This window comes from Arthrobacter sp. efr-133-TYG-120, assembly GCF_030209785.1.
In the GTDB taxonomy this organism is placed as follows: Bacteria; Actinomycetota; Actinomycetes; order Actinomycetales; family Micrococcaceae; genus Arthrobacter.
Genome location: NZ_JARVRI010000038.1, coordinates 16,859 through 37,345, shown reverse-complemented (window position 1 = coordinate 37,345; position 20,487 = coordinate 16,859). Strand labels below are relative to the sequence as shown.

Genomic DNA, 20,487 nt, shown 5'->3' with positions numbered 1-20,487 from the left:
TTCCACGAGCACCAGCTCGCTAGGTCAAGGAGTCAACAAAACCGGGGGCAGTCCCCCCATCATCGTCCTCGGCTCGCTCCCTCTCCTCGGCCAGCACGCCATCATCCTCGCCTGCGCGATCTTCACCCTCATCCATCTCGGACTCGTTCACGCCGCGCGGCAGGTCGTCAGGAACTCAGCTTCAGCGCCGAAAACGGCGGAGGATGCTCCCATCTTGTGATCGGCGGACCGCAGGCCATTAACTCCTCAGACAGCTCTTGCATGACGCCCCACCGGACCGTGGATAGACAACTTCAGACCTCACGGTGCCCAGCTTCATCGAGTGCCGCCAGAACGGTGCCCGGATTCTCGATGAGCCCGAGCATTCCGCTCGCCCGGCGAGCCCACTGCTCTGGATCGCTGCCCTCGTCAAACCTCGCTGCCGAGACGAACCCGTCCTTTAGGTTGATCGGCAATTTGCCAGCCAGTGCCCGGCCAAGGTCTCGACCAAGAGCCGTTCGCTGCGAGGAGGGCGGTCTGAATCTAGTAAGCCTGCCGGTCGCCGGGCCGAGAACGTCAGAAGCACTCTCGAGAGCAGCGCCCACCTCTCGCACCCAGTCATCGTCCCAGGCATCCGGGATTGGAATGGCGACCCGCTGGACGCTTGCGATCGCTTCCCGTCCAAGTGCCAGGGAGAGCCCGCCGGGGTCCTCGTGGTAATTCAGGTAACGGGCGACGTCCACTCCTGGAGGGCACACCTCTTCATGGTCCACATCGCCCACGAAGTTGCTGGGGTCGATGAGCCAGCCGTCCCGCACGCCGACGAACGGCTTTAGATGGACGCGATACATATAGAACTGGCTGCAGTGGTCCGCCTGGTCGCATATCCGCCGCAGCATGTTGTGGACCGCGGCCTCGTACGTGCCGACGTGGAGCGCCTTCGCCCGCTGCCGGGCGGCCCACGCAGCGACCCGCTCGTCGCCGCCCATCATCCTACGAGTCACCGGGGTGAGGCCTGCCGCCGGGTTGGACTCCGTCGTCGGCCAGTCCGGCTGCGTACTTGTGTGGTACCAGGCGAACTGCGCGACCAAGGTGTCGTCGAGCGCAGGGTCGTCGGGATCGACCGTTACCAGGGGCGCGTCCTCGTGCTCGCACGTCAGGCCGCAACCGGGGCACTCCTCTCGGCCCTGCTCCCAGCGGTCGACCCACTCCAGGTCGACGACGAAGCGATGGCCGCAGCCGCCACACAGCATATGGCGCTCGCAGGAGAAGTCGATCAGGCGTTCCATAGCTCCATTCTCCGGGAGCGGCCCCGCTGAGCGGGCCAACGACCTGGGCACACATGCCGAGCGGACGCACTCTTTGGCGGTAGTTGTCTCGGTTGTGGTAGCCGCGGGCGAGGGGGCAGAGTTCAATGGTGCCGGCGATTGCTTATGCCCATTTCTGAAGAGGCTTCGAGCCATCACGCAGATGACCTGTGGCGGCGGCGTGACCTTGCATGACGCTGCTTCCTCCCCCTTGCTGGTCAACTGGCAGCAATGCTACGCGACGGGCCGAGACCGCTCATCGGGCGCGGGCGGTGCGGCTGCGCTCCGGCCCTGTCAACCAAATCCAAAAGCCTTGCAAACCAGTGCAGTAAGGTCCCGTCTCCCGTACGATGAACGCGTCTCGTCACTCTGGTTTATGGGGGAAATTTGAGGGATCCGGAATACCCGCAGGAGCATCTGCCACGCGTCTTCGACACTTCGTTCGATTACAAAACGGACACACCTTCAAGGACCAAACCCGACGCTGACAGCGACAGCCAGTTGCTCCGATGGGACCACCAACTGCTGTGGAGCAAGAAGCTGCCTTTGTCCGAAAAGATTTTCGCCCCGAAGGTGACAACGCGCAGGAGCGAGTACCTCATCTTCACGGATGCCAATACGGATAGGCATTGCTACGGCAGCGATGCCATCACCAGCTCCTACACCACGTGGGTAAAGGAGAAGAACCCGAGGTCGAGGGCCCTGGTCGACTCCATCAACGAGCTGAGCGACGAGCAGAAGCTCCGCTACCTGAGTCCTCGGTACACGATCGGCAGCGCGATGATTTGGCCGGTCAGGAAGATGCACCCTAACACCATCAACAAGGCACGAGGGGCGAACCTACTCATCGCAGACCGCATGGATCTCACCCTCAAATGCATATGGCTCCACTACGCGGGTGAACAATGGAGCCCCCTCGCCGAAGTCATCAAGGACTACAAAGACTTCTTCGAACTCTTCGGCACCTTCAAGGGCTTCGTGGAGTTCTTCCACTTTCAAGACCTCATAGCGCCCGGCTCCGACTACCAGGAAATCGACTACTTCCTGGAGCCGAATGGCTTCACGCGTTCCGGAACACCGGCTACAAAGGACGAGTACGTGGAATACCGGGACAACGTACTGGCGTTCATCGAAAAACGGAGCGAGCGGATGGCCAAGTGGGTCAAGGAAAACCACCGCGAGATTGAGGTTCGCCATACAGACTGACTACCCAGCGGCGTCGCAGGGTCAGCCAGGGTCATAGTCCGCGACGCTGTGGCGGTGTCCGTGCTCAGCGTCAAAGTGCCGGCCCAGGCCATCATCGGGCTGCAGGAAAAGCCGTTGACTGCGAAAATACGGGACCTCCTGGCGAAGATCCCCACTGATTTGAAGATGAGCGACCTCACGGTCGCGGAAGCAGATGCCACACTTGGGGAGGCAACTCGGCGTGGCCGCTCTGGAATGAGTTGCGGCGCACTCCCAAGACACGCTGGGAGTTGGGCTCACCATCGCCAGCAAGATCCTTGCAAGGAAGCCACCGCATCTCATCCCACTCTGGGACAAAGTAATCGGGACAGTCGTGGCAATCGCACCGCGAAGGACCAATGGCTGAACTGGCACAACTTCTATATGGAAGACCCAGTCCTTGCTGGCCGGTTGGCGAGCATTCACCAGCCCTCCGCGGTCCAGACACCCATTTCCGAACTGCGCATCATGGACTCCATCCTGTGGCGCTACGGCGAGGGGCATTACGAGCGGGCGATCGAGCACACCCGGAATCGCCATCTGAAGCCGGTCAGCGACGCCACGACAAGCCTGGTCGAACTTATGCCAACGCTCGTGCGACCAGCCCCTGAACCCTCCCGGACCCTTCCGATAGTGTGCCTGGTCGGAGCCGGCATAGTCGAGTATGCAGCATCGAAGCGCAGGGTTCCGACGACCTAAAGAAGTGTCAGTGCAGATGACTATATGGTCAGCTGCCGTCTTCCATTAAGCGCGGATCCGGCGATCGAGGCGGGCAGGGCGGCTGCACCAGCATATGATTCTCGATGCATCATTCACTTTTTCCTATGGGGGAACTATTCATGAAAAAATCCATCGCATCCATTGCTCTCGCTGCCGTCCTTGTTTTGACGGGGTGTGGCGGAGCAGGCACGACGACTACAGGTGCCGCCGATTCCAAAGCCGCCCAGGAGGCGCCCAAGATTCCTGACCTCACCGGCGGATGGAAGCAAAGCAACCCCAACAGTGAGAAGTCGTACCAGCAAGCCACTATCACCGCCGACAAAATGACAATCGAGTGGGTTACCGATGGTGGTAACACGACCTCGATCTATTGGGTTGGAACGTTTACCGGCCCGACCACGGCCAGCGAACCGTACACGTGGACCTCGAAGAAGGATGTTGACGCAACCAAATCCGCCCTCCTGGCATCCGGTGATGCCACCAAAGAGTTCAAGTACGAAGGTGGCACCATCAGCTACAAGGTCAGCGCGCTTGGAACCACAACAACGGTAAACCTCAAGAAGAACTGACACCGGCACGAGAGAACGCCCCGGCGAGCATCCGCTCGTCGGGGCGCACCGCTTTAAGCCCAGTGCCGGGGCTGGGTGGCCGCGTCCAACTCCGTTCGGATATCCCTTCGAGAACAGCCGTGCTCGGGCTTAGGATGATCCGACCGGCAACCATATGGGGGACACCATGGAAACACCGCAGCAGCCCTGGGGACCGTTATTGCCGTTCCTCCTTGGCACCGGTATCTTCATCGCGGGCATCGTCTGCGGCTTCAACGTACCAGCCGGCACGTACTGCGACGCCGCGTTCTCCCCAGATCAGCATCGGCGCAGATGGAGGACTATCGCCAGGTATTTAACCTCCGAGAGACGGATTACGAGTCGGCGTGCAAGGCATCCGCGGCACACTGGTCGGCGCTCTGGTGGGCAGTGATCGCCCTCGGCGTCGTGGTGTTCTGCCTCGGGTTCGTCGTCCTGGTGAACCGCGACCGCCGGATCGCCGCCATGCGCGCGGCGGCCGTGCGCACGGCCGCCCCTCAGGCCCCGGCGGCCCAGGCGCAGGGGGTTGCAGCCGAACTCGCGCACCTCGCCCAGCTTCGCGATCAGGGAGTCGTGACTCAGGACGAGTTCGAGCAGCAGAAGGCGAAGCTGCTCGGCGGGTGGCGGGCTTGGTTCGAGTAGAAGATCTGCCGGTTGCCCATTTGATTGCAGGGTGCGAGATGTGATCTGGTATCCAGCAGCCTGCGGCCAGCAACCCTTGGCCGCGTAACCGAAAAACAACAATGAAACTGTCTCAAGAGACTTGACGTGCGCACCTGCACGCGGCCCGCCTAACCCAACGTGGCGCATGTAGGGTCAATCCATGGAATCCGCATCGCCGGCCTCAGTGATCGGCCGTTTAGTCGACGAACTGTCGTGGGCAGGCTCAAGCATCAGCCGCCTTAGGAACGGTGGCCGCGGTGACGAGAACGTCCTTACCGCCGAGGTGATGCTGCTTTTGTCGCTGCTTCCCCGGACGGCTTTCCTCGGCGGCGTCCTCGCGGCTGCCCATGGAGCCGGGAAGACCCGGGCCCTGCTGGTACCGGGCTTGGAGCAGCGACGGTGCAGATGTTCCCGGATGAGATCACCATCCCCGGCACCAGTGTCCGGGTGCAGCCTGATGCGACGATCTGGATGGACGACGCCGCGGTGCCCATCGAAGCCAAAGGCACACGGACGGCAGCCCAGTTCCAGAAGACACAACTGGCACGCGAGTACCTTGCATTGATGACCGGTCCACGCGAGCACAAGCTGCTGCTGGTCATCATGGACTCCCCTCCCCCGGTCCGTATTCAGTCTGCCGGACGCGTCGGCCTCCTCGAGGGCGTCGCCACCGGCCTGGAGGAATTGTGCGCCGCGGCAGCTCTCTCGGCGCCCGAAGTCGAGCATCTCATCGAGGCCATTCCCGAGACGGTCTGCTGGATCACGTGGCAGGAGATCCGCACCGTCGTGGCCGACGCCACAGCCACCTACCCCTGCAACGATGTCAGCCTTGCCGGGACCCTCCGGCGTCTGGCGGAGGGCGTGACAGGAGCCGTCGACTGGCATTCAGGGCTCAAATAGGCCATCACACGGGGTGGCAAGAACCTGACCTACCGTGCCAGGACCTCGATCTTCAACAGCCGCCGGCTGACCACAGTCATCCGCCTCCGCAATCACCCCTAGCGGAGGGCGGAGCGCAGTCTTTCTGTGAGGTCTTCAAGGGATTCGCGCCATTCCGGTTCATCGGCGTCGTCCCACAGCTCGGCGAGCTCGGAGTCTTCCCCTGCCACCCGCACAACGGCCTGCAGCGCGAGTTCGACGTCCTCGGGGCCAAGCTCCGCGTCATGGGCGGCCACCCATGACGACACGGTCACCGGCAGACCACCCTGGGACGTTGATGTGACCTCGGCCGCGGCAATGGCGACACTCGCCTCCGGCGCCTCCACATAGTCTCCGTCGGCATTCGTCAGGGCCGAACGGACCACCTCCGACCCCCCGGCTTCGAGCTCGTCCAGCCAATCCATCGCTTCGTCAAGCGTCACCGTAGGACACGACGAACAGGCCGTCGTCATCGACCTCGGACTGGACTGGTGGGAGAACTCACCCGCCATCATCGACATCAGACCGATCCTCTGCCTGAAAGACTCCGTCGCATCCATGCTGCTCGCCGTCTCCTCGCGCGGATACGCCCGCGACTACCTCGATGCCTACTCCATCATCACCAGCCGCCGCTTCACCCACCAACAACTGATTACCCTCTGCCAGCGCCGGGACCCGACCTTGGACCTGCCAACGTTCGCCGCCGCCATCGCCAGGCACCGGGCACTCCCCACCACCGAATTCACCAAATACGGCCTTCAAGCCAGCGAACTCCCCACACTCAGCACCACCCTCCTGGACTTTGCGAAGACAATCCACAAGAGCAGCCACAACGCCGGCACAGCCAACACAGACACAGCCAACCCCACCGGGCCGGAAACCGCGGAACCCGGCCCCGAACTGCTCTAACCAGCCCGGATCAGCTCACGCCCGGTTCTCCGTAAACTCCCACACAATGCTGGATCCACTCGCCGTGGCGAGCGGATTCCTCTCCGTCCAGGGAATGGTGCTCATGCTCGACGCGAGAGTCGAGTTTCGCCACGTTGACCAGCTTCACGCCAAATGCTTCATCGTGTGCAGCCGAGGGATGCTCGGTTCCGCCAACCTCACCGCGGCTGGGCTGGGGAGCTCGGTGAATGCGAACCGTGAGCTTGGTGTCGAGCTGGATCGGGATCAGCTTGAGAAGGCCCGGACGATGGTCAGCGCTTGGCCTTCCCGATCAGTATCGAAGAGCGATCTCGACGACTTGGCCGAACAAGCCAAGAAGCTACCGAAGCCCGCCCCGAGGGTGAGGAAGCAAGACGGAGACTCAGAGCTTCTTGACGTCGAACGGCTCCTTGCCGGTGCTCGGGATCCGGAGCGATCTCTCTGGGTGAAGGTTGAGGACGGTGCCCCGGTCTTGGACCAGTGGCGGCAAGAGTGGAGATTTGCGAACCCCGGTTCAAAACGGGGCGACAGATGGATCGGAGAACCCGCTATCAAGACCGGCGATCTCGTCTTCATCTTCGCGACAAAGACCAAGGACGGCTATGTCGTAGTCGAAGTGACAACGGACCCGGAGCTTCTGCCGGAGGACTGCGTCGAATGGGCTGCGTACCGGGAGGGCGAGGATTCGGAGCGATGGCCCTGGGTCAACCGCACTAGGCCACGCCTCGTTCCTTCGAGTCTCATCGATTTCAAGTACGAAGACCTCCGTGGAGGAAAGAAGCTACCTCGTGGAAGCCGTTTCGGGCTGAGCCCTGAGGAGTTCGTCGCAGGTGTCCGACTACTCGCTCAAATGCCGACGGACTGAGCCAACTCGCCATGAGGCCGATCTGCCCATCGGTATGGCATGGGCACCCTTCGCGTTTCAGGGTTAGGGATATTCGCATTGAGCGTCGCATGCCATCCGTCAAGGTGCGACGGCAGCCTGCAAGGTTCCGTCTCTTACCTCGTCAGCTCGAAGTTTCTAATCCGCCGTCTGATGCCCTTCGCTCGGGAGGCCACGCGCTCAAAGACTGGAAGTATTCGGTCGCCTCAGCCTCTTCGGTGAACTCGAGGAGATTGCCGACTTTGCCTGCTAGGACGTCCCGTACCTCGGCCGGTGTGGCGAAGAAGAACTCCTTCCGGGCGTTCGCCTGATTCACGGCGCGGTCTGCGAAGTGACGGTGTAGATCGGCTTCGAGTGTGACGGCGTCTTCGGAGAAGTAGATGGTGTGGATGTCGAAGCGGAAGGGGACAGAGGCTCCGCTGAGCTCGCTGACACGGTCGGTGGGGTCGAGCCGACGGGTCAGGCCGATCTTGACGACTCCCTTGCCGAACGCTCCTCGGTTGGAGATGACGTAGACGTAGCCTGCGCGGATGTTGGCTGCACGGTAGTCGTTCTCCGCGATCGCCTGGTCGATTTCGGCGAGCCGCCGGACGAGGTCGTCGTTCGTGGTCCCGGCAGCGGACAGGGTCTCGAGCGTCTGCGTGAGCAGCGCGCGTTCCTTGTCGAGCCGGGCACGTTCCTCCGCGAGCTCTTTCTCCACGCGCCGTTCCTCGCGGAGCCGGGCCCGCTCTTCGCGCTCCCGCTCTTTCTCCTCCTGCTTCATCATGAGCCAGTCAGCCGTCAGCTCGATCTCCTCAACGCGGAGACGATGGTACGCATCGCTGATGCGCATCTGCATTATCGCTCCCAATCGGGCGATCGCGACGCGGGAGGCTTCCAGCCGCCGCTTGGCCGTCTGAACGTTTCCGGCCTTCAGCGTGCGGATGCTGTTGTCGGCTTCGGCGTTGTAGGCGCGGAGCATTAGCTTGGCCAGGTCGGCGGACATCTTCCGACCCTTGGCCAGCGAGTTGTCGAAAGTGAACATGTTCGACGTCTCGATCGCGTGGCCGTCGCGGATCAGGGCCGCCGCGCGGGACTCGACGTCTTGGAGGCGTGGCAGGTATGCCGCGGCGTTCTCAAGAGGGTGGTGGTACCGGTAGACGCCGACTTCCTGCAGCACCTTCTGGTCATCGAGCTGAACATCGGCTTCAGACGCCGCGGACGCGTCCTCGAGGAGTCGGCGGAGTCTTGCGTTCTCTGCCTCGAGTGCTTCGACCCTCCCCGTGGATGTCTCACCCCCGGAACCGAGGGCGCCTGCCTGCGTTGTCTCTTGCGCGAGCTCGGCACAGTCTGGATCCCGCATACCGGTGGGCTCGTCGGCCGCTTCATCCTCGCCGTCGGGGATCCAGAGCTGCCAGCCCGCCGGCGGCGCAGGCCAGGAACTCGGCGGCCTCCAACCCGCAGGGGGCGTCCACCCCGGCCGTGCAGGCGGCCACCCGGGGGCCGGGTTGAACCGTAGGCGCTCCGGGCTCATGAACGGCGTACGCCGGCGGGATCCACCGCTGACAGCGCCGAGGGGTTTTTCGACACGGCAGCGCCGAGGTGCTGGAGCGTGGCAGCAGGGACCACACCAGAGAGGTCGAACTCTAGGAACGTCTCCCGGGGTGAGGTCACCGCGACGAGCGGAATGAACGTGCTTCGCCCCGTCGCGGGGTCCTTCGTCTGGGGGCCGACCTGCAGGGAGACCGCACGGATGAGGCCCTGGCGGTCGGACTCGAAGATCTCGTGTAGTGATCTAATCGCGACTTGGTGCAGTGCGGAGGCGTAGCGATTGTTCGTTTCCGTCTTCGACAGCTGGGTCTCGGTGATCTCGTCGCTGGCCTTGACGTACCTATAGGCCTTCACGGTGCGGACCTGGTCCGGTGCTGGCACAGCGACAGTGAGCTTCAACTCAGCCGTATCCGGGTCGAACTTGGCCTCGTGCTGGACGGGGAAGTGCTCGGGATAGAGGGAGTTAGCTAGGACGATCCCGACGTACTCCTCGACCGCGTCGGCTACCCCGTAGCCGAGGGCGGCCTCAAGGTCGTCGATGGCAGCGTTGTGCTCGGCCACCTCCTTCTCGCGCTCCTTGCAGTCCCCCTCATAACGGGAAGTTTCAGCCTTGAGCTGCTCGAGCCTCTTCTTTTCGAAGGCAGCATGTGTCGCTTTGAGCGCAGCCTCCTTTGCCGGGATCGAGTCCCGGTACGCCGTCCACTCCCGCATGGCCTGCTCATGCTCGGCCTCGGCCTCCTGGCGAGCCGCCTCGAGCTTCTTCTTCCGGCCGAAGAGTCCCGTTGGAGGCTCCGGTTCGCGCCGAACCGGACCTGGGGGTACCTCAATGGGTCTAGGAACTGGATTCGGACTTTCCAGTTCGGGATGGGGGAATGGCGGGTGCTGCACTGTCCGCTTCAGCGACTGCAGGTCAACCCAGTCGTCCGACTCCAGGGTGGCAGCAAGGAGTCCGTCGATTTGCGAATACTCGTTGGCTAGGTCCGCGTTCAGCTTTTCGGCCACGGCCTGCTGCGCCTCGACGTGCGCGGCATTGGCCTCCTTCTCGAGCCGCTTGCGCTCGGCCTCAGACGCCCGTTCCGCTGCCGCCGCAGCCCGAACCGCGGCAGCCCGCGCTCTCTCCGCCCTTGCCTGGGCAGCGGCAGAAGCCCGTTGAGCAGCATTCTCCCGCTGCTGAGCCAACCGCTGTTGACGTTGAATTTCTGCAAGAAACCCGCGACTCCGCGCCATTCCAACCACCCTCATACAAATTACGGACCAAAGACCACTTTAGAACGTCAAATTGCGGAACTGATGAAAGGTGATCGCTTCCTCCCTCGGCGTTTCCTGCCAAGGGTGATCGTCAGGTCGCGCCCTCTCGGGCACATTGCCCACCCTACATGCATAGACAGCCGGCTTCCCGCTGAACTCCGGGATTTGTGACGACTTGTGATTAGTGATTGTCCGCTACTCCTGAGGACAAATTCCCGGTTGCCCTGCCCTCCTGTTCGCAATCCGTGGCATCAATTTGTCTCAGACCCCGGCCGGGGCACGACTGGTCTGCAACCGTGCTCCGGCCCGGCGAAGAATCAGGTTACGGAAACAGCAGCCCAGCCCGTGTCCTGGGTCCCGGACGGGACGCGGGCCATGGCTGCCACGTTCAGAAGTACCAAGAACTCCTGGATTGATAGCGCCACGGGCAGACCGGACCAGACGGGATAGCGACCGCACAAAAGGGGACCAGTTCGGTGGTGCCGGCCGTTCTAGTCCTAGCGGCTCATGCCCTTCTGCAGAAACTTCGTTGACTCCTAGGCTCGTGCTTCCCGGCGAGGACAAAGCTCAGTTAGCTGCCCTTTCGTGGCTAAAGTTCTGCCCAGCGAAGCCGGAAAGGTCGGGGTACACAGTTCTGTGGGAACGATTGAAACTATTTTCCAAGATGGGGAGAATCATTTTCTTAACCTCAGGTGGGATGATGAGTCCCAGCATCCCGAAGGAAGGCCAACGGCTTCCCTGAATATCGATATCCATTTCTTTCATAGCCCTCACCACACTTAGCGGAAGCCAGTTTCCTTTGTAGGGAAAGCCCCACATGGGTGTTGCTGCCGACTGCTCTGGCACGGATGCAGTGATAAATAGCCCCTCTTGGGCCGTCATTCGCGCGTCACGAACGACAGGCTGAACCAAGAACGGCATTTCGTTCGCTGCTGAGTTTTCGAGCGCATTGGAGTAGTCAAATCCAATGGGATCCTCCATCGCTCCCCATGTCCGCTTGGGCAGAAAGGGCACTGTTTCAATGACCGGGACATCACTGACCGCCATGCCGATAAGGACGGCTGGTTCATCAATCAGGCTCTCATCTGAACAGGCGACCCATAACGCTGTCAGCGGGTTATGGGTGACATCGACAAGTCGAGTCGGGATTCCGTGGTGCTGCATAAGGGCCAACATGTGCAGGTCAGAAACGTAACCATACTGCGAGTGTCCTAGGGGCAAAGGCTTGTCGGCCAGCAAAGCGGCGCAGTAGCCGGGGTCCGTGTAGCGCCACGGCATCCACTCCACGTGTACGCGGTGGGAACGTGCGACCGTAAACCTTACCCAGTCGAAGTCACAATGGTACCGACTTTCTGCCCATCTCCGGTGAGCCTTGTAGAAGCTCGACGACTGCCGTGCTCGGCCGGCCGGGAGCGCATCCAACGCAACGGATGCGATGCCCTGCCTCCGTCGGTCAAGGAGTCAATAAGACCGGATGCGGCCCGCCCAAGCTTTCAGCGGTGAGTTCACCTATGGAAGGGGCTCACTCACATCAGACTTACCGGTTGCTCTCAGCTTTGCTGATCAGGCCTTAAATAGCGTCCATTTAGTTGACGGGACTCAGCTTGTTCTGGATCACTTCATGCATTCTAACTATTGAACAATTTCCGGGCAGGTAATATGCTTCCTGCACGCGGGGCCAGGTAGCAGATCTACGTGAACCCGAAGAGACGCGCGAGTTTGGACCGGAGCCGAATATGCCGAGGCATGTGAACAACCAGACGCATCAAACTATCGAGAAGCTCTTAAAAACCGCAAAACGTACCCTCCACAGCGGACTGTTTTGGACCATAGCGGGCGTCGTTGTTGCTGTCGCCACTCTCCTACTTGCAATCAACTGGCACAGCGAGGATGCATCAGCAACAGATGCAAAAAACTCACAAGCTGCCCAAGCAACGGCCATTGGGGTAAGTCAAAACTGGGGACAATCAAATCAAGGCTGCGGACTGGAACAACTGGCATTTTTTGCCCCGGTTCAGAAAGTAACTCCGGAGCGCAGCCCTAATGGCGGCTTCTCCGACCTGCCAGCAGAAGCCCAAATGTGGCACCGCGGCGAACTCGATTTGATTGTCACAACTGGAGGGACCGCTTCCTACACCGTCACTGGAATGAAAGTTACTGATTATAAAGCACTGAGTGATACACCCGCCTGGTATTACCAAAGAGGGTTCGGCGGATGCGGCGGGGGAGGAGATAAATCAGTTCACTTACAACTAGATGGCGACACCGGGATATTGCACCGGCTCTCCCCCAACGGTCGAGTCGATATATCTGCAGGAATTGACAAGAATAGTCTTTTTGATCCGATTTCTGTAACTGCGGATTCGACAGCTTCCTTTAAACTTTATGCTAGAGCGTGCAGGCAGAACAGCGCCTTCTCCATCACCGTTGATTATCAAACCGCAGGCCAGTCACAAATTAGTGAAAAGACAATAGGACCTTTTCAGCTCTACGCATCAAACCTCGACTCCCCTCTCTTTGTTGACGATCCTTCCAGAGGCATCACACAAAGTGATTGGAACAGCACAAACTTATCTTCCGACACGCTCCCGTGCAGCTAATACCGCCCGAGTTATTTGGATAATCCCATGGCAAATAGTCGTAGCAAAAAAAGCCCAAGCCGTGTTGTTGCGCGGGTTTCGTGCGCACTTGTGATGACAATTATCGTGCTTTGTGTTGGATGCTCTGCCCCTAAAGGCCCAAGTGACGGCATTTATCGATTTACAGCGCGGCCACTAAAGCCCCCTCCGAACCGATCATTGACACTCCTCCAGTCCGAGGTAGGAACCTACACTGGAAAGTACCCCAATTCGTTTGCGAATCTCTACTACTCACCAGATAACACCATACTTGAAATCCCAACGGTCAATAGAGAGCTTCCTGAAACAAAAAGCTTGACGCATCTACTATCGGAGTGGGATCCAAGTTCATCACACTATGAGTTTGTAACCGTTGAACGTTCCTTCAAGCAGTTGAACGACCTGCTGGTTCATATTTCTAACGGAGAGTTGAGAGGTGATAGAACAGTTATTGAAATTAGTTTCGATGACGTCGACAATGCGCTCCTGCTTGCTGTTGACGATAAGGCCGGATATAGGGAGTTCGCCGATATTCCGATCGTTAGGTCTCTTTCCCGTGAATATGGATCTGCGCTCCGTTTTGCTTGGTGGAATGTTGTATCTGGGAACTGATCTCTCAAGTGTTTCCCAGCTCTCAGGCCCCTTCGGATGCGGGAGGGACTGCCCGCGGCTTTCGTTGACTAAGGGTCTTAGGCTGATGTGAGCGTCGCGGAGTGCATCGAAGACCCTGAGGCCGAGGAATACCGCCTGACATTGGAGCGGGCTTTGGATGAGCTAGAACCTCCCGCATGCTGCGACTGTATATTGCGAGTTCTGCGCAATCTGGACGCCGTTCGCCACTATCCTGCAGCTAACGTAGGTGCCACTGGCGTCAGTATTTTCCGGCCCCGATACGGGCCAGTCCGACGGCCAGGGTGTGCACATTGTGCACACCCTCTTTATTGGCCTTAAAAGTCCCGCCACAGACTGCACGCCGGGAAATCATTCCCCGAAGGCAAAGTCAGCGGTGCACGTGAAGAGGTCCAGCGCTTTGCGTTGGGTTCCCTCACCGCGTGTCTGCGCTTGTCGCCCCTCAACGACTGAGTCGGGCCGTCACTGTGGCTTAGAAGATCGCGCGCCGGGTGCCGCCATCAACGGATACGGCGGCACCCACGGTCGCCGAGGCCTGGGGTGAACTGAGGTAGACGACTAGGTTGGCGACTTCGTCTGTTGTGGCAGCTCGTCGCAGCAGTGATGTGGGTCGGTGTTCTCTGACGAAATCGTCTGTTTGTTCCTGGGCTGAGAGTTGGGAATCTCCGCCCATCTTCACGACGAATTCGGAAACGCCTTCTGAGAAAGTCGGCCCGGGAAGGACGGAGTTGACGGTGACTCCGGTTCCGGCGGTCAGTTCTGCCAGTCCGCGGGAGATACCCAACTGCATGGTTTTCGTAGCGCCGTAGTGCATCATTTCCGGTGGAATCTGCAGAGCTGATTCGCTTGAGATGAATACGACTCGGCCCCAGCCGTTTTTCATCATTCCAGGGAGGTAGTGGCGGGCAGTCCTTATTCCGGTCAGGACGTTGACCTCGAAGTACCGGATCCATTCGTCGTCATCGATATCGAAGAACGACTTGGGTTCGAAGATGCCAAGGTTGTTGATCAGGATGTCCACGGCGGGAAGCGCGTTGGAGAGTGTGGCCGTTCCCTGTTCGGTACTGAGGTCTACTGCCAGCGGTATCAGTCGTCCTTGCAGGTTGAGGTTGTTCACGGTCTGGGCGGCTTTCTCCACCCGTTCCTGGTTACGACCGGTGATCGTTACGGTGGCCCCCGCTTCGGCGAGGCCCTTTGCGATAGCGAGGCCGATTCCCTGGCTGGAACCTGTAACGAGGGCCTTTTTGCCCTCAAGGTTGATGTTCACGTGTTTTTCGCCTTCTTGTTGATGTGATGGTTCTTCGGGTCTTGTTGCCCGGGTTAAGTGGCCTCACCGCGCAGGAACCTGGTTGCTGCGACGGCGGCAATCAGGGCGGCGCCCGTGAATAATGGTTCAATCCAGAAGGGTGCCCCGATGAGAGCCAGACCAGTGGTCCCGACCTGGAGGGTGATGACCGCAACAATGGTGCCCCAGACGTTAAACGTTCCTGGGAGGAAAGCGGTGGCGCCCAGGAAGACTGCGGCATAGGCCGGAAGCAGCATTGGTGGCCCCACCGTCGGGCTGCCGCTTCCGAGGATTCCTGCCTGGATAACGCCGGCAATGCCCGCCAGGGCGCCCGCGCCGGCAAAAGCGCCGATCGTGAGACGCGGTACTGCGATCCCCGAAAGCCGTGCGGCATCACGGGACCCGCCGATGGCGTATAGAAAACGTCCGGCGGGCGTCTGGGACAGGATGTACCAGACGATTAGTCCAATGGCGGCTGCGACGACCACAGGAAGCGGAATGCCAAGGAGGTTGCCTTGCCCCAGTTCGGTGAGCTCCTTGGGTATGTTCTCGTAGAAGACGTTGCCGAGCGTGTAGGCGCCGATGAGTCCTGTGAGGATGGTGCTCATGCCAATGGTGACGATGAAGGAGTTGATCCCGACTTTGCTGACTAGCAGACCGTTGATGATTCCGACGGCGGTGCAGGCCGCTATCGAGATAATCATGGCAGGAAATGCCGGGATACCCTGCTGTGAAGTCAGGCCCGTCACGAGAATTACTCCGAGACCCAGGTTTGCCGCGACGGAAAGATCCAGCTCACCGACAATGAGCGGCAGAAGCAGTCCGATCGCCAGAATTGTCAGGACTGCCTGAAGGTTCAGCACTGTTTTGAGATTATCGACCGTTGCAAAAGTATCCGGGCGCGCAGCGGAGAAAACGACGATCAACAGCACCAGGAGCAGCGGCAGCGCGACCCGGGCGAAGAACAACGGCAGGGCTTCGTTGGGTCGCCTGTCCATCAAGCGCTTCCTGGCTTTCCCAGGCTGGCTGGCTGCCGGTGGGGTCGGGTCTAGGGTCGAAGTCATGATGTTGTTTCCTTAGTTCTTTCGCCGTCGAAGTACATCGATTGGGTGACCTTGCCGGCGGTCAGGTCTGCGGTTGATTCGTCGGCAACGATGCGTCCGTGCCGGAGAATGAGGATCCGATGGCTGAGGGCAATCATCTGTTCGATCTCAGAGGAGATCAGAACGACCGCGGCTCCCCGCTCCGCCGCCTTGTTGATGAGGTCGAATATTTCCGCCCGCGCGCCGATATCGACTCCTTGGACAGGCTCGTCAAAGATGACAATGTCCGGATCGGTTTCCAGCCATTTGGCGATGACGACTTTCTGCTGGTTTCCCCCGGAAAGCACCTTGAACAGTCTTCCGGACGAGGCCGGCCTGACGTCGTATTCGCCGATCTTCTGCGATACCCATGTCCGTTCCGAGGACTTTGACAGGTTCAGGCCGCGCCAGAACCGGCCGATTGAGGTCATGGTGAGGTTCTGTCCGACGCTCATGTCCAGCACCCCGCCGTCCCGGCGACGGTTTTCGGGGATGAGCGCGATCTTGCGCGCCACGGCATCCCGGGGCGTCCTGAACCGGCATTCTTTCCCGTTGACGCTGATCGTGCCGCTAACGGGTTCCTGCGCACCGAAGAGTATCCGGGCGAGTTCGCTCCTGCCTGATCCCAGCATTCCTGCGACCCCGATGATTTCCCCTGCCCCGATCTTGAAGGAGACGTCCCTGAGCCGTTTTCCGGAGATTCCGCGGACATCCAAAAGCTCTCGTCCTGTGGCGCCCGGTCCGCGCGCCTGAGGGACCGCCTCGACGTCCCGTCCGACGATCAGCCGGACGAGCCTGTCGCGGTCGGTGTCGGCTATCTCGACAGTTTCGACGTTCCGGCCATCGCGCAGGATCGTTGCCCTGTCGGCAAAGGCGGCCAACTCTTCGAGCTTGTGGGTGACGTAGAGGACCGCCACTCCCCTGTCGACGACTCGGCGGACTGCTTTGAAGAGCAGCGCAGCTTCCGAGTCGGGCAAGGCTGCTGTCGGTTCGTCCAGGACAAGGATTTTTGCTCCTTCGCCGGCTGAGCTCAGCGCCCTCGCGATTGCAACGATGGTCTGCTGGGCTATCGGCAACCGGCCGACGGGTGTGTCGGGGTCAAGATCGGGGTGGCCGAGGAGTGCCAGTTCCGCGATGGTGTTTGCCCTCATCTTGGACCATCGGATCTTTGAGAAGAGGCCGACGCTGTATCGCTTTGAGGCTTCGAAGTTCTCGGTGATGGACAGGTTCGGAATGAGGCCCAGGTCCTGGTGGACGAACACCAACCCCATGGCTGCGGCCCGGGCGGGCTCGAAGGGCAGGGTGATGGGTGTGCCGTCCAGAGTTATTTCCGCGCCGTCGTCCGGATGATGAAAACCCGCAAGACATTTAATGAGCGTGGACTTTCCGCAGCCGTTTTGGCCAAGGAGTGCGTGTACTTCCCCCGCGCGGAGTTCAAGGTCCACGGCGTCGAGAGCCTTTTGACCCACGAAGGTCTTTGACAGGCCCCGCACCGTCAGGACGGTGCGGGGCGAATCGGCGGTCTTCATGTCAGCTGACCTTCCACAGTCCCTTGTAGAGGGCTACTGCGTCGAAGTCTCCGTCCCAGCCGCCGGTGGCGGGGCCGTTTTCTGCGGTGACGAGTTTGCCGGTGATGCCCTGGTCCTGGGGCTTCTGGCCGCTGAAGATCCTGTTCAGGTTGTCCACCTGGCCGTAGCCTGCACGGCCAAAGGCAAATCCGATGGATGCCGCCTGGAACCCGCCCTTGCGGATCATCTCCGTGTTGGCGACGTCCGCGTCAACGGATATCCCGAAAGCCTTCTTGGAATCAGCCAGACCGGCCTGCTGCAGACCCTGGGAGAAGAACAGCATGGCCGCGTCGTACCCTGCGAACAAGACGTTGTAATTGGGGTTGCTGCGCGCCAACTGCGCCACCCGGCCGGGGGCCACGGTGCTGATTTCACCTGCCAGGAAGGAACTTTCCGCAACCTGCTCGCAACCCGCTCCTGCAGCCTTGCAGTCATCGATGAACTGTTTGAGTCCGCTCACACGCGCCTTGACGGTGTCGAATTCCGGGTCCGTCAGGACAATGAATTTGGGTGCAGAGCTGAAGCGCTTGCGGGCTTCGAGGAACGCGAACTCGCCGAGCAGATACCCTGCCTTGTTGTTGGCGTCCAGGGCCGGAATCAGGGATTGGTAGAGATCGTCCTTGTTGCCGCACATGTTGCAGGTGACCGCGATGCCGGCGTCCCTGGCAGACTTGATATCCCCCTGGACCGCGGCCGCGTCGATGGACGTCAGGGCGATGGCATCGACTTTCCGGGAAACCGCCCGCTGAATGGCCGCGGAGATCTTGGTGCTATCACTTGCGGGATCATCAATGCTCGCATCCCAGCCAAGGAGCTTCGCGGCTTCCTGCGTTGAGCGGGCCGGCCGGGCACATCCTTCCACGGCCATGGAACAGGGGATGATCACGATCTTCTTCGCCCCGCTCGCGAGCGAAGTGCTCGCGGGGACAGGGTTGGTCGTGGGCGTCTGCGGGGCTGTTGCCGCGGCAACATCGGCAGTGACTTTGGCTGCGAACGCTGCCGAGGCGGCGGAATCCGTATGCGATGTCTGGCTGGATTGTTGTGCGGACCCGCAGGCCGTGGTCAGCAGCGTGAGACAGGCAAGCAGGGCTACGGCCGCGCTCCCCCGTTGGTGGTTTCTCCGTTGAAACATGTTAGGGCCTCTCTGAATGACATTGCAGTGGTTGCCGGCAGGACTTCAGGGAGCCTGGCCAAGCTGGGAGGTGCAATGGGTCTTGCCCTCATTGGCAATAAGAACACCATAGCAGGAACTTTCCACCTTCACGCGATTATTGGTAGGAATTTCTATCGCGAGCGGATTGCATTATTCGACGGTCACTGACTTCGCCAGATTCCGCGGCCGGTCAACGTCCAAGCCCTTGGCTGCAGCGAAGCTGGCCGCGAAGAGCTGCAGCTGGACAGTGCTCAGCAGGGGCGAGAGCAGAGGGATGGACGACGGTATGGTCAGCATGGTTTCGGACCAGCCCGCCGTGACGTCATCGCCCTCTTCCGCGATGGCAATGACGCGACCCCCGCGCGCCTTGATCTCTTGGATCGTGGACATCATTTTGGCGTGCAGGATCGGACTTCCGGCCGGCGAGGGAACCACGACGAAGACGGCCAGTCCCTCGTGGATAAGTGCGATTGCACCATGCTTGAGCTCGCCCGCGGCAAATCCTTCGGCGTGGATGTACGCCAGCTCCTTGAGCTTAAGGGCACCTTCCATTGCAACCGGGTGCCCGACATGCCTGCCGATGAAGAGTACTGCGGTCGAATCGGCCATGGCCGCAGCGAGAGCCGCAATCCGCTCCTTGCTGGTCGCCAGCATGCACTGGATTTTTTCCGGCATTTCCAGCAGCTCCGCCGCTGCCGTCGAGATCTCGATCGGGTCGCCGGTCCCCCGAAGCCGCGCAAGATGGAGAGCCAGCAGGAGCCCGGCGGTCACCTGGGTAAGGAAGGCCTTTGTCGAGGCTACGGCCACTTCGGGCCCCGCATGCGTGTAGAGCACCCCGTCGGATTCGCGTGGAATCGTCGCGCCGACGGTGTTGCATATCGCCAGGACGGTAGCGCCCTGTTCCCGTGCGTAACGAACGGCCATGAGCGTATCCATTGTCTCGCCCGACTGCGAGACTGCGACCACAAGCGTTCGGACGTCAACGAGAGGGTTCCGGTATCTGAACTCGTGGGCAAGATCGACCTCAACCGGAATGCGGCACCAACGTTCAATGGCGTATTTGGCAATTTGGCCCGCGTACGACGCGGTGCCGCAGGCCACGATGACGATCTTTTGGATCCCTTTGAGGACTTCGTCGCTGATTCCGAGGCCGCCCAAGGTCACCGACCCATCAACGTCGAGCCGCCCCTGCAGTGTACGGCGTACCGCTTCAGGTTGCTCGTGAATCTCCTTGGTCATGAACGAGGGGTGGCCGTCTTTGGTGGCTGCGGCGGCTTCCCAGTCGACCGTGAATTCCCTGCCCTCGGCCGACAAACCTCCGAAGTCGGTAATGGTCACACCCTCCGCCGTCAGGCTGACAACTTGGTCCTGCCCTAGTTCAACGGCGCGACGCGTGAAGTCGATGAATCCGGAGACATCCGAACCCAGGAAGTTTTCCCCATCGCCAAGACCCACGACGAGAGGGGAATCCCGGCGGGCCGCAACGATGAGGCCAGGATGCTCGGCGTGCACCGCAAGGAGGGTGAACGAGCCCTCCAGGTCCGCGCACGTCCGGCGCACCGCAGTCTCGAGAACGCCAGTACCCGCCTGATCCCCGCCCAGGCGGCGGTAGTTATCTGCAAGAAGAACTGCCGCAACCTCGGTGTCGGTCTCGGAGCGAAAAACATGACCTCGTTCTACTAGCCGGTCCCGTAGTGAGCGGTAGTTTTCGATGATCCCGTTATGTATGACAGCGAGCCGGTCGTTATCAGCTAAGTGCGGATGGGCGTTGGCGTCTGTCGGCGCCCCATGCGTCGCCCAGCGCGTGTGCCCGATTCCCACCACCGCATCAGGCAAGGGGTCCGCCTCAACCAGAGCCGTGAGGTTCGTAAGCTTCCCTGCCCTCTTGCGCACGTGAACCTCCTTGCCGGCCATGACCGCAAGGCCTGCAGAGTCATACCCCCTGTATTCCAGGCGTCGGAGCCCCTCAAGAACCACACTCGCGGCCCGCCCGGCTGTCCCCGTCTCAACCAAACCGACCCTGCCCGCATATCCCACGATTCCACACATGGGAAAGACAATAGTTCGTCGGGAATTTTTTGCCAAATTAGTATGCATGACTGAAACTTCCTGCTAGCGTAGTGTCCAACAGCACCCGAAGTTCAAGGCAGCCACGCTCCTGAACG

The 20,487-nt window shown here is 60.6% G+C and carries 20 protein-coding genes and 1 pseudogene; 11 read left to right on the top strand and 10 right to left on the bottom strand.

Going from position 1 to position 20,487, the window contains the following annotated elements:
- Nucleotides 1-220, top strand: a pseudogene (locus tag QRN51_RS20435) (hypothetical protein); the annotation flags it as partial.
- A 73-nt stretch (nucleotides 221-293) separates the two neighbouring features.
- Here the strand turns inward: QRN51_RS20435 and QRN51_RS20430 are convergent.
- Complete coding sequence (locus tag QRN51_RS20430; protein WP_284991664.1) at nucleotides 294-1,319, bottom strand: hypothetical protein; 1,026 nt, start codon at nucleotides 1,317-1,319, stop codon at nucleotides 294-296.
- 354 nt (nucleotides 1,320-1,673) lie between these two features.
- Between QRN51_RS20430 and QRN51_RS20425 the strand changes: the two genes are divergently transcribed.
- From QRN51_RS20425 to QRN51_RS20405, 6 genes are all read left to right on the top strand, one after another.
- A complete protein-coding gene (locus QRN51_RS20425; RefSeq protein WP_284991663.1) occupies nucleotides 1,674-2,492 on the top strand; it encodes a DUF6994 family protein in 819 nt (272 codons plus the stop codon).
- Between the two features lie 262 nt (nucleotides 2,493-2,754).
- The gene (locus tag QRN51_RS23430) at nucleotides 2,755-2,877 is read left to right on the top strand and encodes a DUF6308 family protein (RefSeq protein ID WP_350225007.1); all 123 of its coding nucleotides are present in this window, start codon (nucleotides 2,755-2,757) and stop codon (nucleotides 2,875-2,877) included.
- A gap of 17 nt (nucleotides 2,878-2,894) precedes the next feature.
- A complete protein-coding gene (locus tag QRN51_RS20420) occupies nucleotides 2,895-3,209 on the top strand; it encodes a hypothetical protein (protein WP_284991662.1) in 315 nt (104 codons plus the stop codon).
- 140 nt (nucleotides 3,210-3,349) lie between these two features.
- Entirely contained in the window at nucleotides 3,350-3,799 is a 450-nt protein-coding gene (locus tag QRN51_RS20415; protein WP_284991661.1) for a hypothetical protein, read from the top strand.
- Nucleotides 3,800-4,111: 312 nt separating this feature from the next.
- Nucleotides 4,112-4,459: an SHOCT domain-containing protein gene (locus QRN51_RS20410; protein WP_284991660.1), complete on the top strand. Its 348-nt coding sequence runs from the start codon at nucleotides 4,112-4,114 to the stop codon at nucleotides 4,457-4,459.
- 420 nt (nucleotides 4,460-4,879) lie between these two features.
- Complete coding sequence (locus QRN51_RS20405; RefSeq protein WP_284991659.1) at nucleotides 4,880-5,380, top strand: hypothetical protein; 501 nt, start codon at nucleotides 4,880-4,882, stop codon at nucleotides 5,378-5,380.
- 98 nt (nucleotides 5,381-5,478) lie between these two features.
- Here the strand turns inward: QRN51_RS20405 and QRN51_RS20400 are convergent, their stop codons facing one another.
- Complete coding sequence (locus QRN51_RS20400) at nucleotides 5,479-5,841, bottom strand: DUF4259 domain-containing protein (protein WP_284991658.1); 363 nt, start codon at nucleotides 5,839-5,841, stop codon at nucleotides 5,479-5,481.
- 115 nt (nucleotides 5,842-5,956) lie between these two features.
- Here QRN51_RS20400 and QRN51_RS20395 point away from each other — a divergent pair, with 115 nt between their 5' ends.
- Both QRN51_RS20395 and QRN51_RS20390 read left to right on the top strand, forming a co-directional pair.
- The gene (locus QRN51_RS20395; RefSeq protein ID WP_284991657.1) at nucleotides 5,957-6,307 is read left to right on the top strand and encodes a hypothetical protein; all 351 of its coding nucleotides are present in this window, start codon (nucleotides 5,957-5,959) and stop codon (nucleotides 6,305-6,307) included.
- 64 nt (nucleotides 6,308-6,371) lie between these two features.
- A complete protein-coding gene (locus QRN51_RS20390; RefSeq protein ID WP_284991656.1) occupies nucleotides 6,372-7,190 on the top strand; it encodes a phospholipase D-like domain-containing protein in 819 nt (272 codons plus the stop codon).
- 142 nt (nucleotides 7,191-7,332) lie between these two features.
- On the opposite strand, the gene QRN51_RS20385 is transcribed toward QRN51_RS20390, so the two are convergent.
- The 3 genes from QRN51_RS20385 to QRN51_RS20375 all read right to left on the bottom strand — a co-directional run bounded on the left by QRN51_RS20385 (nucleotide 7,333) and on the right by QRN51_RS20375 (nucleotide 11,264).
- Nucleotides 7,333-8,550, bottom strand: a complete 1,218-nt coding sequence (locus QRN51_RS20385; protein WP_284991655.1) for an SNIPE associated domain-containing protein — start codon at nucleotides 8,548-8,550, stop codon at nucleotides 7,333-7,335.
- Nucleotides 8,551-8,717: 167 nt separating this feature from the next.
- Nucleotides 8,718-9,740 carry a hypothetical protein gene (locus QRN51_RS20380; protein WP_284991654.1) on the bottom strand — a complete coding sequence of 341 codons (1,023 nt, stop codon included), beginning with the start codon at nucleotides 9,738-9,740 and terminating at the stop codon, nucleotides 8,718-8,720.
- 813 nt (nucleotides 9,741-10,553) lie between these two features.
- Nucleotides 10,554-11,264, bottom strand: a complete 711-nt coding sequence (locus tag QRN51_RS20375; protein ID WP_350225006.1) for an FRG domain-containing protein — start codon at nucleotides 11,262-11,264, stop codon at nucleotides 10,554-10,556.
- Between the two features lie 470 nt (nucleotides 11,265-11,734).
- Between QRN51_RS20375 and QRN51_RS20370 the strand changes: the two genes are divergently transcribed.
- Both QRN51_RS20370 and QRN51_RS20365 read left to right on the top strand, forming a co-directional pair.
- Nucleotides 11,735-12,586 (top strand): hypothetical protein, encoded by an 852-nt coding sequence (locus QRN51_RS20370; protein WP_284991652.1) that lies wholly within the window; start codon nucleotides 11,735-11,737, stop codon nucleotides 12,584-12,586.
- Between the two features lie 198 nt (nucleotides 12,587-12,784).
- Nucleotides 12,785-13,216 carry a hypothetical protein gene (locus QRN51_RS20365; protein ID WP_284991651.1) on the top strand — a complete coding sequence of 144 codons (432 nt, stop codon included), beginning with the start codon at nucleotides 12,785-12,787 and terminating at the stop codon, nucleotides 13,214-13,216.
- A gap of 490 nt (nucleotides 13,217-13,706) precedes the next feature.
- Here the strand turns inward: QRN51_RS20365 and QRN51_RS20360 are convergent, their stop codons facing one another.
- The 5 genes from QRN51_RS20360 to glmS form a co-directional block, all read right to left on the bottom strand.
- The gene (locus QRN51_RS20360) at nucleotides 13,707-14,501 is read right to left on the bottom strand and encodes an SDR family NAD(P)-dependent oxidoreductase (protein WP_284991650.1); all 795 of its coding nucleotides are present in this window, start codon (nucleotides 14,499-14,501) and stop codon (nucleotides 13,707-13,709) included.
- 53 nt (nucleotides 14,502-14,554) lie between these two features.
- Complete coding sequence (locus QRN51_RS20355; RefSeq protein WP_284991649.1) at nucleotides 14,555-15,583, bottom strand: ABC transporter permease; 1,029 nt, start codon at nucleotides 15,581-15,583, stop codon at nucleotides 14,555-14,557.
- Nucleotides 15,580-17,130, bottom strand: coding sequence for a sugar ABC transporter ATP-binding protein (locus QRN51_RS20350; protein ID WP_284991648.1), 1,551 nt, complete (start codon nucleotides 17,128-17,130; stop codon nucleotides 15,580-15,582). The genes QRN51_RS20355 and QRN51_RS20350 overlap by 4 nt, the downstream gene beginning before the upstream one ends.
- A 1-nt stretch (nucleotide 17,131) precedes the next feature.
- Nucleotides 17,132-18,301, bottom strand: a complete 1,170-nt coding sequence (locus QRN51_RS20345; RefSeq protein WP_284991647.1) for a sugar ABC transporter substrate-binding protein — start codon at nucleotides 18,299-18,301, stop codon at nucleotides 17,132-17,134.
- A gap of 171 nt (nucleotides 18,302-18,472) precedes the next feature.
- On the bottom strand, nucleotides 18,473-20,371 hold the full coding sequence (glmS, locus tag QRN51_RS20340; RefSeq protein WP_284991646.1) for a glutamine--fructose-6-phosphate transaminase (isomerizing): 1,899 nt from the start codon (nucleotides 20,369-20,371) through the stop codon (nucleotides 18,473-18,475).
- Between the last annotated feature and the right edge of the window lie 116 nt (nucleotides 20,372-20,487).

Coding starts and splice junctions, on each gene's coding strand:
- QRN51_RS20420 (WP_284991662.1), top strand. CDS start 2,895: ATGGAAGACCCAGTCCTTGCTGGCCGGTTGGCGAGCATTCACCAGCCC.
- QRN51_RS20415 (WP_284991661.1), top strand. CDS start 3,350: ATGAAAAAATCCATCGCATCCATTGCTCTCGCTGCCGTCCTTGTTTTG.
- QRN51_RS20410 (WP_284991660.1), top strand. CDS start 4,112: ATGGAGGACTATCGCCAGGTATTTAACCTCCGAGAGACGGATTACGAG.
- QRN51_RS20395 (WP_284991657.1), top strand. CDS start 5,957: ATGCTGCTCGCCGTCTCCTCGCGCGGATACGCCCGCGACTACCTCGAT.
- QRN51_RS20385 (WP_284991655.1), bottom strand. CDS start 8,550: ATGCGGGATCCAGACTGTGCCGAGCTCGCGCAAGAGACAACGCAGGCA.
- QRN51_RS20375 (WP_350225006.1), bottom strand. CDS start 11,264: ATGCCGTGGCGCTACACGGACCCCGGCTACTGCGCCGCTTTGCTGGCC.
- QRN51_RS20355 (WP_284991649.1), bottom strand. CDS start 15,583: ATGACTTCGACCCTAGACCCGACCCCACCGGCAGCCAGCCAGCCTGGG.
- QRN51_RS20350 (WP_284991648.1), bottom strand. CDS start 17,130: ATGAAGACCGCCGATTCGCCCCGCACCGTCCTGACGGTGCGGGGCCTG.
- QRN51_RS20345 (WP_284991647.1), bottom strand. CDS start 18,301: ATGTTTCAACGGAGAAACCACCAACGGGGGAGCGCGGCCGTAGCCCTG.
- glmS (WP_284991646.1), bottom strand. CDS start 20,371: ATGTGTGGAATCGTGGGATATGCGGGCAGGGTCGGTTTGGTTGAGACG.